12 protein-coding genes are annotated in these 12,432 nt (G+C 67.4%); 6 read left to right on the top strand and 6 right to left on the bottom strand.

The annotated features are described in order from the left end of the window. Positions 1-8: 8 nt before the first annotated feature. Both P5G52_RS04090 and P5G52_RS04085 read left to right on the top strand, forming a co-directional pair. A complete protein-coding gene (locus P5G52_RS04090; RefSeq protein WP_301224923.1) occupies positions 9-1,019 on the top strand; it encodes a fumarylacetoacetate hydrolase family protein in 1,011 nt (336 codons plus the stop codon). Next, on the top strand, positions 1,020-1,787 hold the full coding sequence (locus tag P5G52_RS04085; protein ID WP_301224921.1) for an SDR family NAD(P)-dependent oxidoreductase: 768 nt from the start codon (positions 1,020-1,022) through the stop codon (positions 1,785-1,787). Between the two features lie 47 nt (positions 1,788-1,834). Here P5G52_RS04085 and P5G52_RS04080 read toward each other — a convergent pair whose 3' ends face one another. The 6 genes from P5G52_RS04080 to P5G52_RS04055 all read right to left on the bottom strand — a co-directional run bounded on the left by P5G52_RS04080 (position 1,835) and on the right by P5G52_RS04055 (position 7,939). Next, the gene (locus P5G52_RS04080) at positions 1,835-2,797 is read right to left on the bottom strand and encodes a LysR family transcriptional regulator (RefSeq protein WP_301224919.1); all 963 of its coding nucleotides are present in this window, start codon (positions 2,795-2,797) and stop codon (positions 1,835-1,837) included. 41 nt (positions 2,798-2,838) lie between these two features. Continuing rightward, positions 2,839-4,059: an MFS transporter gene (locus tag P5G52_RS04075; protein WP_301224918.1), complete on the bottom strand. Its 1,221-nt coding sequence runs from the start codon at positions 4,057-4,059 to the stop codon at positions 2,839-2,841. A 228-nt stretch (positions 4,060-4,287) separates the two neighbouring features. After that, positions 4,288-5,607 (bottom strand): ADP-ribosylglycohydrolase family protein, encoded by a 1,320-nt coding sequence (locus P5G52_RS04070; RefSeq protein ID WP_301224916.1) that lies wholly within the window; start codon positions 5,605-5,607, stop codon positions 4,288-4,290. Positions 5,608-5,766: 159 nt separating this feature from the next. After that, positions 5,767-6,324 (bottom strand): hypothetical protein, encoded by a 558-nt coding sequence (locus P5G52_RS04065; protein ID WP_301224914.1) that lies wholly within the window; start codon positions 6,322-6,324, stop codon positions 5,767-5,769. Between the two features lie 158 nt (positions 6,325-6,482). Then, a complete protein-coding gene (locus P5G52_RS04060; RefSeq protein WP_301224912.1) occupies positions 6,483-7,181 on the bottom strand; it encodes a cache domain-containing protein in 699 nt (232 codons plus the stop codon). Beyond that, positions 7,178-7,939: a FadR/GntR family transcriptional regulator gene (locus P5G52_RS04055; protein WP_301224910.1), complete on the bottom strand. Its 762-nt coding sequence runs from the start codon at positions 7,937-7,939 to the stop codon at positions 7,178-7,180. Before P5G52_RS04055 ends, P5G52_RS04060 begins: the two co-directional genes overlap by 4 nt. Positions 7,940-8,203: 264 nt before the next feature. Between P5G52_RS04055 and P5G52_RS04050 the strand changes: the two genes are divergently transcribed. The 4 genes from P5G52_RS04050 to P5G52_RS04035 are packed head-to-tail and all read left to right on the top strand — an operon-like array spanning position 8,204 to position 12,398. After that, complete coding sequence (locus P5G52_RS04050; RefSeq protein WP_301224908.1) at positions 8,204-9,712, top strand: APC family permease; 1,509 nt, start codon at positions 8,204-8,206, stop codon at positions 9,710-9,712. A gap of 7 nt (positions 9,713-9,719) precedes the next feature. Continuing rightward, positions 9,720-10,325 carry a dimethylamine monooxygenase subunit DmmA family protein gene (locus P5G52_RS04045; RefSeq protein WP_301224906.1) on the top strand — a complete coding sequence of 202 codons (606 nt, stop codon included), beginning with the start codon at positions 9,720-9,722 and terminating at the stop codon, positions 10,323-10,325. Continuing rightward, positions 10,322-11,293 (top strand): PDR/VanB family oxidoreductase, encoded by a 972-nt coding sequence (locus P5G52_RS04040; protein WP_087071645.1) that lies wholly within the window; start codon positions 10,322-10,324, stop codon positions 11,291-11,293. Before P5G52_RS04045 ends, P5G52_RS04040 begins: the two co-directional genes overlap by 4 nt. A gap of 10 nt (positions 11,294-11,303) precedes the next feature. Next, positions 11,304-12,398, top strand: a complete 1,095-nt coding sequence (locus P5G52_RS04035) for a heme-dependent oxidative N-demethylase family protein (RefSeq protein WP_301224903.1) — start codon at positions 11,304-11,306, stop codon at positions 12,396-12,398. The last annotated feature ends 34 nt before the right edge of the window (positions 12,399-12,432 follow it).

Here is a 12,432-nt window from a genome sequence, read left to right as displayed (position 1 = left end):
GGAACCCCATGGTGAAGATCGCGCGCTGGAACGACGACGGCGGGACGCAGTCCGGCTTCATGGAGGGGGACGCGTGCTTCGCACTGCCCGCCGGCACCACTGTCGGCACCCTCCTGGAGGCCGGGCTCGCCGAAACCCTGCGCCTCGCGGAGAAAACCGTCCGTACCGCCCCTGCTGTTCCGCTGGGTGACGTCACGCTGCTTGCCCCGCTCGTTCCGGCGACCATCCGGGACTTCGTGGCCTTCGAGGAGCATGTCGAAGGGGTCCGGAAGAGCATCGACGGCGTGGCCGGCGTGGTGCCCGAGTGGTACGAAGCCCCCACGTTCTACTTCACCAATCCCCATACGGTGACCGGCACCGGCACGGTGATCGGCATCCCTGCAGGCTGTGACGCGCTGGACTTCGAGACGGAGGTAGCCGCCGTCGTCGGGCGTGTTCCCGGAAGCGACGGCAGCAACCTGTCCGCTGCGGAGGCGCACGATCATATCTTCGGCTACACGGTGCTCAACGACTGGTCCGCGCGGGACCTGCAGCGCCGCGAGATGAAGGTCAGCCTCGGCCCGTGCAAGGGCAAGGACTTCGCCAACACCCTGGGACCCTGGATCGTCACGGCGGACGAGTTCGAGGACCGGCACGACGCCGAGGGGTTCCTGCCGATCTCCCTGGCCGTGGAGGTCAACGGGAAGGCGATCGGCCAGGACCTGCTCTCCAACATGGGCTGGCCCTTCGCCGAACTGGTGGCCTACGCCTCGCAGGACTCCGTCGTGCGGCCGGGCGACGTGCTGGGTTCGGGGACCTGCGGCAGCGGCTGCCTGGCCGAGCTGTGGGGGCGGAACGGCTCGCAGACTCCGCCGCCTCTGACGACCGGGGACGTGGTGCGGATGACGGTGGAGGGAATCGGGACCATCGAGAACACGGTCGGAACGCGGCGCGAAGCAGTGACCCGGGTGGCTGCGCGGACACGTCCGCGGAACCGTGCCGTGACCTCCGCTTCCGCCTCCCCCGCCGGCAGGGCCTAGGTGATATCCCTCCAGCTCGAGGGCCGGACGGTCGTGGTCACCGGAGCCGGCCAAGGGCAAGGGGCGGCGGAGGCGCGGCTCCTGGCAGCGGCGGGGGCGCGTGTCATTGCCACTGACCTGTCCGAGGACATGCCGGACGGCGTGGTGGCATCCGCCGCGGACAGCCCGCTCTACCGGCGGCTGGATGTCACCGATGCCTCGGGTTGGAAGGACCTCGCCGGCTGGATCGGCTCCCAGGGCTGGACGGTGGACGGGCTGGTGAACAACGCCGGCATCACGCAGCGCAGCAGGCTGCTGGATGCCTCGGTGGCGGACCTGCAGAAGGTCTACGAGGTGAATGTCGCCGGATCCCTGCTCGGCATCCAGGCCCTCGCTCCGCTGATGGGTGAGGGGTCCTCCATCGTGAACGTCGGGTCCGTGGCGGCCCTCACCGCCCACTATCCCGTGGCCTACACCACCAGCAAGTGGGCCCTGCGGGGACTCTCGCAGGTGGCGGCGATGGAGCTCGGTCCGCGCGGCATCCGCGTCAACACCGTCCATCCCGGATTCATCGAGACACCCATGACGGCCACCGTGAAGCCCGAGTTCCGTCAGGCGACCCTGGCCGAGACACCGCTGGGCCGCACCGGTACGGCGGAGGAGGTGGCCGGCGTGGTGCTGTTCCTGCTCAGCCCGCTCTCCTCCTTCGTCACCGGCGCGGACATCCCGGTGGACGGCGGCCAGTCCGGTCACGGCGGGGCCAAGGCGGTCTCCGACGCGCTGAGGTAGCCGCGCCCGGAGGTGCTGGTCATCCCGTAGGGAAGACCCCGTTACGCCTACACGGTATCCGCGACGCTGATGGCCACCGGGTGGACGGTCGCGGGGAAGAGCTCGTGCAGGCGGAAGCAGGCCCGCTGGACCACGGACCGCAGCCAGACGCCGGCGGGATCCTCCGTCTGTGACGGGTGCCAGTACATGGCCTCGACGAGGGAGGCTTCCGCACCTTCGGAGAACTCCAGCACCACGATGTCCGCGCCCCGCTGGGCGCGTGCGGCCAGCATCCGCGGCACCAGTGCCACCAGGTCCGTGCCCTCGACCAGCAGCGGCAGCGACAGGAAGCCGGCCACCACCGCCGCCACCCGGCGCTGCAGCCCACGCGATTCGAAGAGCTTGTCCGATGGCGTGCTGATCCCCTCACCAAAGTAGCCGACGGCGTGCGGAACCTCGGTCAGGGCTTCGAGGGTCAGGCGTGGCTGCTGGAGCAGCGGATTCCCGGCGCCGGCCACGGCCACGAAACTGTCCCGGAACAGCTGCTTCGAGGCGCCCTGCATCTGGTACCCGGTGGGCCCCACCATCAGGTCCATCCGTGAAAACTCGGCCATCTGCCCCTGCATCCCCGAGGCGCCGGTGGGAACGAAGTCCACCGACACGTTCGGCGCTTCCTCCTGCAGGATCCGCCGCAGCGGCCCGACGATGAGCGCTGCCGCGTAGTCCGAGGCCGCGATCACGAATTCACGCTCGCTGGTGGCGGCATCGAAGCCGGACCGCACACGCGTGGCCCGCTGGATGTGGAGCATCGCTTCATCCACCAGCGGGACCAGTGCCTGCGCGAAGGGCGTGAGGTCATAGGTGCGGCCATTGCGGACCAGGAGTTCGTCGTCGAAGTGCCTCCGCAGCCGGGCCATCGCAGCGCTGGTAGCGGGCTGGCTGAGCCCGAGCCGTTCCGCGGCCCGGGACACGTTGCGCAGCTCCAGCAGGACCTGCAGCTGCGGCAACAGGTTCAGGTCCAGGTTCTTCATACCCCTAGGTTATCCAGCTGTGCCTGGCCTGCCCGCAGACCCTACGGGACCACAGGCGCCATGCGGGGCCCCCGGGCCAGGACAGCCAGCAGCGCCACGGCGCACGCGATGCCCAGCGCACCGAGCGCCACGCCGAGGCTTCCCAGGCCTGCGGAGGCCGCTCCGATGACGATCGGCGTGAGGAACTGCCCGATGAACAGGGTCGCGGTCCAGATGCCCGTCCCACGCCCCCGCTGCTGGAGATCCAGTCCGGTGACGGCCCACGTCAGCAGGGTGGGCAGCAGGATGCCCGTCCCGGCACTGGCAACCACCGCTCCTCCGATCGCCAGCGGCACGGTGCCTGCGATCGACACGACGAACAAACCGACGGCGGCCAGTCCGAAAGCGAGTGCCAGCAGGTTCCGCGTCCCGAGCTTCGCCAGGAAACGGAACGAGATGGCCCCTGCCGCCGTCGCGAGGGAGGCGATGGCGGCGGCGATCCCGATCAGTGCCGCATCCGCGACACCCAGGCCGGTGATCACGTAGGGCAGGTGGACGATCAGTGCGTAGAAGACGATGCCGCCGAACAGTGTCACCGCTGCCGGCGCACCGATCTGCCGCCACGGCACCGGAGTCCTGGCCGCCGTCGTGCGCTGCGTCCGGTCCGGTTCCCACAGCTTGAAGATCATGGGGATGACGATGACGGCGCTGGCGGCATACAGCCAGAACGGCGTCCGCCAGCTGATGCTGCCCAGGGCTCCGCCCAGCGCGAAGAAGGCGGTCGCCGCGAGCGCGCTGACCATGGTCTGCAGCCCCAGGTACTTGTTGCGCTGTTCCCCCGCGTAGTAGTCGGTGATGAGGGTGGTGCAGCACGTGATGATGGCCGCCTCGGCGATACCGACCCCCACGCGGGACAGGGCGATCGATCCCAGCGTCTGCAGCCACAGCGGTGCCGTACCGAAGACCGCGTAGGCGAGCATCGCACCGACGAGCAGCTGCTTGCGGCCCACCCGGTCCGCCACCCACCCGGCCAGGGGAGAGAAGAGTGCCACGAACAGTGCCGGCAGGGTCAGGGTGAGCGGCACCAGGAGGGCCACGCCCGGAGTATCCGCGAAGGCCTGATTGAGCGTGGGCAGGACAGGTGCCAGCAGGACCGCGCCGAGGACCGGCATGCAGCTTCCGGCCACCAGCAGCGCCGCCTGGATCCGGCCGGCAGGGCCCGGAGCGGCGGCTGGAACCGGGGCAGTCCGGGTATCGGTCCCCGCGGGATGAATATTCTCCATTGAATTTCCTTCGCCTCGTGATGGTCACGCGGGCCTGGCGCCGTGTGGACGCAGGATGTGACTGTGCTCACTGTGGCAAGGCTCGGGATATCGGGGAATCATGCATTTGGAATAGCTGGTATCCACGGGACGGATGCCCGACCGAGGCGCGCGCCTACCGTTGCGCGACCGACGGCCGCTCCGAGCGAGGTGCCTATTCTCCGGGGTGCACCGGTGTCCGTAGCGGTCTCACGCTGTCGCGTTCGCTGTGGCGAGGGTGATGGTGCGGTGGGCGAGATCGGAGATGCGGGAGTTGTCGTAGCCGAAGACGGCTGAGCGGGTCCGGTCCTGAAGGGGTCCGACGAAGTGCTCCGGCAGGGCTGCGGCGCCCAGGACGGTTCCGGCGACCGCGCCTGCCGTGGCTCCGTTGGAGTCGGTGTCCCATCCGCCCTGCACGGTGAGGCCGACCGTGGTGGTGTAGTCGCCGTCGCCCCAGAGGAGCCCGGCGGTGATGATGGCCGCGTTGTTGACCGTGTGGACCCAGCTGTAGTGCCCGTAGTGGTGCTGGATGGTGGAGAGCGCCTCGTCCCAGGTCGCGCCGCTGCGGTGCAGGTTCCGGACCCGGTGCAGGGCTTCGGCGAGCCGGGAGCGGGCCGGCACGAAGTGCAGTGACCGTTCGAACGCTTCGGCGACGGTCGAGGCCGCGGCGGCAGAGGACATCAGCGCGGCGGACCACATCTCGCCGTAGATGCCGTTGGCCCGGTGGGAGAGGGTCGCATCGTTGTAGGCGCTGAGAATTGCCTGCTCCGGGCGCCCGGGCTGCGTCCAGCCGTGGGCGTCCCCGCGGATCAGGGCACCGATCCATTCGCGGTAGGGGTTTCGGGTGGTGGCGACCTCCCCGATGGGAACGTTGGTGAGGAGGTTGACGTAGGCGGCGCGTTCGGCGGTGAAGACCCGCAGGTAGGGCACGTAGGCCAGCCACGTCGCGGCGACGTCGGCGGGCGTCAGATGCATCCCGTGGCGTTCGAGCATGTGCAGGGCGAGGATGGTGTAGTCGATGTCGTCGTCCCGGTCCGATCCTGCGACCCTCCCGCGCGTGGTGTTCACCCAGTTCTCCTCCAGGCGGTAGCCCTCGGGCATCGGGTCCATCGCCGGGACGTAGTCCCGCAGGGGGTAGGAGCCGGTCAGCTCGAGGTAGGAGCGGATCCGGTCGCTGGTCCAGTAGTCCCCGCTCTCGATCGGCTTGCCGAGGTTGCAGCCGGCGATGCGCCCGAGCCATCCCCCCAGGATGCGGTCGTGCAGCTCGGGACCAGGGGCGGGTATGACGGCCGGACGCGGCGGGGACGGCATGCTGTCGAGGATGTCGGGCAGTGCGTCGGGTTCCTCGTAGTCCCATGCGCCGGTCCTCGGAAGGTCCGCCAGTTCGGCGAGGAGGTTCTCCAGTCCCTGCCGGTCGTGCTTCCCGGTATCGGCCAGGCGTCCGGACAGCTGCGTGACGTCATGACCGGTTTCGCCGCGCTGCCGCAGTTCGTCCGAGACGAGGTCGTGAACATCGAGCGGGTCATGCATGGAAGGGCCTTTCGTCGCGCTGCGGAGCGATCTTCCTGAACGGCATCATCCGGCATCCTAACCCCGCAGGTCCTGGGCAGCTCCGGGCCGTTGTGAGGCGGGTTACGACGACCAGGAGGCCCCGGTGGGACCGGAGCCTCCTGGTCTTACTGGCAGCGGTCAGCCGCGGCCGCCGCCGAGGATTCCCAGGTCGACTGCCTTGGCGGCACCGTCGGCTTCCGCCTGCGTCAGGGAGCCGTCCGCCACTGCGGCGTCGAGCCGCTCCTGCACTGCTGCGGAGCGCTCGGCCTGCTCCTCGGCCTCGAGCTCGTCGACCGCGGTCTGCACTGCGGCCTCCTCGAGACCGAGGGTCTCGGCGAGCGACGCGATAGTGGCACTCTCGAGTGCGTCACGGTCGGGCCTCTCCCCGTTGGTGGTGCCGGCATCCGCCGCGGCAGCATTCCGAGCGGTCTGCAGTGCGTCGGTGACCGTTGCCTCGTCGATGCCGAGCTGGGTGGCCAGCTCGGCCGCATCGATGCCTCGGTGGTGTCCGCCGCGGGGGTCGCCACCGCCGGTTGCGTCGTCCCCGGTCGTCGCGTCCGCAGTGGCCGACGACGTCGCGGTCGGGGTGGGCGTCGTCGTCTCTGTTGCGAAAGCCATCCCGGTAGCCCCGAGGCTGAGGCCGAGGGCGACGGCCGCCGCGCTGGCGCCGAGTGCGATCTTCTTCGGATTGAACATTCTGGTGATCCTCGCTTCGCCGCAGTGCGGCCTTGGTGGTTGTGGTCCGGGTGGGTGGACTACTTCCACTGTGGGGCGGCGAGGTAGGCGAGCGCTGTCGCGAAGCTGTTCGGAGACTGTGAGACCTCCGGCACGGGGCCGGAGGAGCGCCAGGGCGGCTAACGACCGGTCAGCAGCGAGAAACCGAGGTGCGGCACGTCGATCGGGATCAGCTCTTTGTCGCCCGGAACGGTGCGGATCCGCTCCCCCACCAGGTACGCCCCGGAATTCCCGACCACCACACGGCCGCTCCCGTTGAGCAGTGCGGCGTCTCCGGGAATGGCCCGGAGGACGGGCATGAAGATCTCTTCGAGCTTCCGGATACGTATGTCGCAGCCGGCCACTCCTGCGAACTTCCCGTCGAGCTGGATGGGCGCCGAGTGCGTGAGGATGTACTCGTCGAACCCCAGGTAATCGACGTACGGACCCCACGCCGTCTGCTCGCCCGTGCGGCTCGCCGAGGCGAAGAAGGGCATGTTCTGGTAGTCGTAGAACCGTTCCCCTCCCGGTGTCAGGTCGAATTCCAGCTTCTCGACGGTGTGCTCGCGCTTGATCCACCACTCGAGGCCGCCCTCACTGCTCCTGATGGCTTCCGTGGCGAAGATGACGCCCGCTCCGACGACGAAACCATGCGTCTCGAGGAACTCCCTGGCCAGGCCCTCGAGCTTCCCGATGTCGCCGGGGGTGATGTTCAGGGGACGGGGGCGGTCCGCCCACAGCATCGACATCCGCGCCGCGAGGGCATGGACGTCGACGCCGAGTGCGTTCATCCAGGCAGCGATCTCGGCTGCGGCCTTGGCGGCAAAAGCATTCGTCATGGCTGCTCCTGCTCGTCCGCGGGATACCCGAGGGACAATTTGGTGTCCACCAGATGATGGACGTCGTGGCGGATGTGCTCCAGCACCAATCGCTGGGCGTCCTCGGCGGCGTCGTCCGCGATGGCACGCGCCAGTGCGAGATGCTCGGCCGCGACCCGTTCAGGATCGCGGGTCACTGGCAGGGGCGCCCAGAGTGCCTGCACGATCTCGGCCTGTAACCGTATCTCCGCATTCGTGAGCCTCGGGGACTGCGCCAGGACCGCCAGCTCGATGTGGAACCGGCTGTCGGCGCGTGCGCGCGCTTCCGGCTTGTCCGACATGACGAGACCCCGGGCGAGCTCGAGGAGCCTGCCGACCTCGTGGGGTTCCGCGCGTTCGCAGGCAAGCCTCACCGTGGCGGCAGCGATCGCGGCGTGCTCGTCACCGACATCCCGGATCTCGGCGATCGAGGTCTCCCGGAACCACTTCTTCATCACGTCTGCCGAGGTGAAGGGTTGCTTGACGATGAACGTCCCACCGCTGCGTCCACGCCGTGTGGCGACGATGCCCTGGTCCCGGAGGTCGGACAAGGCTTCGCGGAGGGTGGACGGTGCAACGCCGAACATCTCCGACAGGGCCGTCTCCGAGGGGAGCCGCTCACCGACCTTCAGCAGGCCCAGCGAGATCGCCTTGGAGATCCTGTTCACGATGGCTTCGGAGCGCTCGGTCTCCGGCAGCGATCGGTAGACGTGCGCTTGAAAAGCGGTGGTGGGTGCCAAGAACAGACTCCATGCGTGGAAGGACAGCACTAACTGTAGTCGGGGCATCGACCTTCGCTCCCTCTTCCTCCGAAGCCTACCGGACAATGCATGTAATCCAACGGAAACATAGGTTATGCCACCCTTGTCCCTCAGTAGCCGGAGTTGAAGCGGCTGAATGGCGCTGTTCTGGCCCGACGTTGCAGATTTAAACATTTGAAACTACAGTTTTTACGACGTGGTCCAGCTCACATGAGCCCCCAGGGACCCGAGAGAAGGAATCCGATGCGTGTAGATAGTGCGGAACCGGCCGAGCAGTCCGTGGCCGACGAGGACGCTGAGCATCTCGCCAGCCTCGGTTACTCCTACGAGAGGCAGTTCAAGCGGGAGATGACGTTCTGGGGGAACGTCTCCCTCGGCTTCACCTACCTGTCGCCGGTCGTGGCCGTCTATTCACTGTTCGCGGCGTCGCTGGGCGTCGCCGGACCTCCGATGTTCTGGTCCCTCGTGATCGTCGGCTTCGGTCAACTCCTGGTGGCCACGGTCTTCGGGGAAGTCGTCGCGGCGTACCCGGTGGCCGGAGGGGTCTATCCCTGGTCCCGCAGGCTCTGGGGCCGCAAATGGGGCTGGATGAATGGCTGGGTCTACCTCGTGGCGCTCCTGACCACCATCGCCAGCGTCGCCTATGGGGCAGGACCATTCCTGAGCACCCTTGTCGGCATGGAGAACACCGTCGACTCCGTCATCATTTCGGGCCTTGTGGTCATAGCGCTCGCGACGGTGCTGAACCTCGGCGGAACAAAGGTGCTGAACACCGTGGCGATGATCGGCCTCCTGGCGGAACTCGGCGGTGCACTGGCAGTCGGAAGCTGGCTGCTGCTGACCGCCCGGCAGCACGACCTCGGCGTCCTGTTCCAGGCATTCGGCGCAGGGGAAGGCAGCAACTACTTCGTGGCGTTCGCCGCGGCGGGATTGATCGGCATCTTCCAGTACTACGGCTTCGAAGCCTGCGGCGATGTGGCCGAGGAAGTTCCGAACCCGGGCCGCACCATCCCCAAGGCCATGAGGATGACCATCTACATCGGTGGCTTCGCAGCGATGTTCGTCTGCCTGTCCCTGATCCTCGCCGTCCCCGATTTCGCCGCGGTGATCTCCGGCACCGACACGGATCCCGTCGGCAACATCCTCCTCTCCGCATTCGGCCCGATCGGCTTCAAGGTGGTCCTCGCCGTCGTCATGGTCTCGTTCCTCTCCTGCGTGCTGAGCCTGCAGGCGGCCACCTCGCGCCTCGCCTACTCGATGGCCCGTGACGGCATCCTCCCGGGCAGCAAACTCCTGAGCACCTTCAGCGAATCGCGCCATGTGCCCCCGTACGCGCTGCTCCTTGCAGGACTGGTGCCGGCCCTCATCGTGATCGGATCGAAAGTCTCCAGCGACGCCCTGACGGTGATCATCTCCTTCGCGGCGATGGGCATGTACATGGGCTTCCAGATGGTCGTCCTGGCCTCGCTCCGCGCGCGCATCCTCGGCTGGAGGCCGAACGGAGCTTTCCAGCTGGGCGCCTGGGGTATCCCGGTGAACATCGCGGCCCTGGTGTGGGGCGTGCTCGGCATGGTCAACATGGCCTGGCCCCGGACACCGGAGGACGGCTGGTTCGCCAACTACGTCGTCCTGATCTCCGCGGTTTCCGTCGTCGTGATCGGCCTGATCTACATGGCCTGGAAGAAGCCGCACCTCAAGGGCGATGCTCCGGCAGCCGATGCCGTTCCGGCCGGCGCGAAGGTTGAGAGGTAATACGCTCATGCTGATCACCGGTATCAAGAGCCGTCCCGTCTACGACGAGCTCACGCCCATGGCGGACGGCCTCGTCCACATCGCTGCCGCACAGGGCAGCGGCGGAGGACCGCTCCTGCGCCTCCTCGGAGACATGACTCCGGAACAGCGGGCCGCGACCACCGTCCTGTACTCGACCGAGTCGTTCACCGGACACAACCATCTGGCTGCGCTACAGGCCTTCGATGTCTTCGACCTCATCGAATTCCCGAGCAACGCCGCTGCCGTGAGCGGACTCGACGCGCTTCTCGCGACAGCAAGGATGGGAACCCGCCTGTACCTTGCCGGGTCGGAGGGATTCATCGGAACCTCCATGCAGGTTGCCACGTCCTACGGCATGAACCGGGATGAGGTACTGCGTGAACATGCGGGTTCCTTCGTTCGGCGGGTGTGGTGCGCGCACTGCAGCCACTATTCCGAGAACGTGACGAAGCGGGTATTCCAATGCCCCGGGTGCGAACGCCACCTGATCGTCCGGGACCACTACTCGGGACGGCTCGCCGCGTTCCAGGGAGTCAAGGCGGACGGCGAAGTACCCGGCGAACTACCGGACAACGAGGAGTTGGACACATGAGCGAGGCGCACCACGGAGCCCTGCAACTCAGGGTGAAGCGTGTCGAGGCGGTAACGCCCGAGATCAACCGGTACACGTTCACCGCGGCCGACGGATCGTGGCTTCCCCCTTTCTCGGGGGGCAGCCACATCGCGGTCCTGATCCCGTGCGAGGGAGGGACACGACGGAACGCGTACTCTCTTATGAGTTCGCCCTACGACACCAGCGAATACCAGATCGCTGTCCGCAGGGTGGAGGGCGGGAACCGCGGGTCGATCGCGATGCACGAGAACGTGCGCGAGGGCGACCTGCTCGGTGCCACCATCCCGGCGAACCTCTTCCCCATCTCCAAACACGCCCGCCATCACCTCTTCATCGCCGGCGGCGTCGGTGTCACTCCGATCTTTTCGCAACTGGACGAACTGAGCCTCAAGGGAAGCTCGTTCGAACTCCACCTGGCTGTTCGCGGCCCGGAGCATGCAGCCCTCGGCCGTGAGCTCCAGCAGCGCTATGGCGACGCAGTGAGGGTGTACGGGGACGGCGACGGTTCGAGGCTGGTCGCGTCCGACATCCTGGCCGGACGGCCGCTCGGAACGCACACCTATGTCTGCGGGCCCACGCGGATGGTCGACGACGTCATCGGCGCCGCTCACACCCTCGGCTGGTCGGACTCGAACATCCACTTCGAACGGTTCGAGGACCTGGGATCGACGGGAGATCCGTTCTCCGTCACCCTTGCGCGGTCCGGGGCGGTCATCGAGGTGTCCCCCGAACAGTCGCTGCTGGAGGCCGCCGAGGAGGCGGGCCACAAACTGCCCTACCTCTGCCGGGGAGGCGCCTGCGGCGAGTGCGAGATCGAAGTCCTGGAACTCGAAGGCACCATCGACCACCGGGACGACTGGCTGACCGAGTCGGAGCGGTGCACCAACAAGCTCATCATGCCCTGTGTCTCGCGGGCCACCTGTACGAAACTCGTCATCAATGCCTAAGGAAACCTCCATGACCGCGACCCCCGAGTCAGTCGAATCCACGCCGATCGAGACCTACACACCGGAGGGCGAGTACCTCTTCCGGAACTCCCGCGAGGCCGTGCGGCGCCTTCCCTTCCCGTTCCCGGACGACGAGTACATGTACTCGATGAACCTCGAACCCCACGTCCCGGCAGGCGACGGTGCCCTGATGGCCGCCTTCGACATCGATGAGCACTACGTGTCGGAGTGCGCGCACCGCGCCCAGATGCTCAGGGAGATGCCGGGAGTCCACTACATCGCGCTCCCGCACATGATGGAAGCACAGTGGGACCTCCTGGAACTCATCTTCGAGTCGTACGCCAGGGACTTCCCGGAACACTTCACGCTCCTAAAGAACGGGAACGAGTGGCGGTGGCAGAACCGGCCGCTCGGCATCGACGACGTGTTCACCTTCGGCGATCCGACCACCCTGCCGATGGACCCCATGGAGTACGCGACGCGACAGGCGCAGGGCGAGTTCGTCGTCCTCGAGGAGAAGGACAACACGCTGGTCATCGGTGCCGGTATGACGACCCAGCGCGCGGACTACTCCCTCCAGTTCAACATGGGCATGAACTTCGCCGAGTTCCACGGTCCCGTGCCGAAACTGCACGAGATGGGGATCCTGGACAGGGCGCTGAAGTTCCTGCTCCGCATGAAGCCCGGTCATCCCGTCCGGCGGGTCAACTGGTCCCTCACCGTCCACCCGCGACTCGAGACCTCGGTGGAGACACTCCCGGAGTGGGCGCCGGACCGGGCGACAGTCACCCCCGAGAACGCAGGAGAGATGGTGTACCTGCGCATCGAGCTGCAGCCCCTGCATCGCCTCCCCCGGTCCAACGGCATGGTGTTCCCGGTCCGCACGTACCTCGTCAGCCTGGCCGAGCTGGTAGACCATGCTCCCGACTGGGCCAAACGACTGCATCGAGCCCTCGCATCCCTCGACCCCGAACTCGCTGACTACAAGGGTTTCCACCGCTACCACGCTGCCGCTGTCGCATGGCTCTCCCAGCACGACGACGGCGCACCCCTGGCGACTGGCTACCCCTGGATCGAGGATGGGATCCAGCCCGGCGGCAATTAGTCCCTGCGAAAGGGCACACCGGGCCGGTCGACCC

Source organism: Arthrobacter burdickii, assembly GCF_030433645.1.
Classification (GTDB): domain Bacteria; phylum Actinomycetota; class Actinomycetes; order Actinomycetales; family Micrococcaceae; genus Arthrobacter_D; species Arthrobacter_D burdickii.
This window is presented reverse-complemented; position numbering and strand designations above follow the sequence as displayed.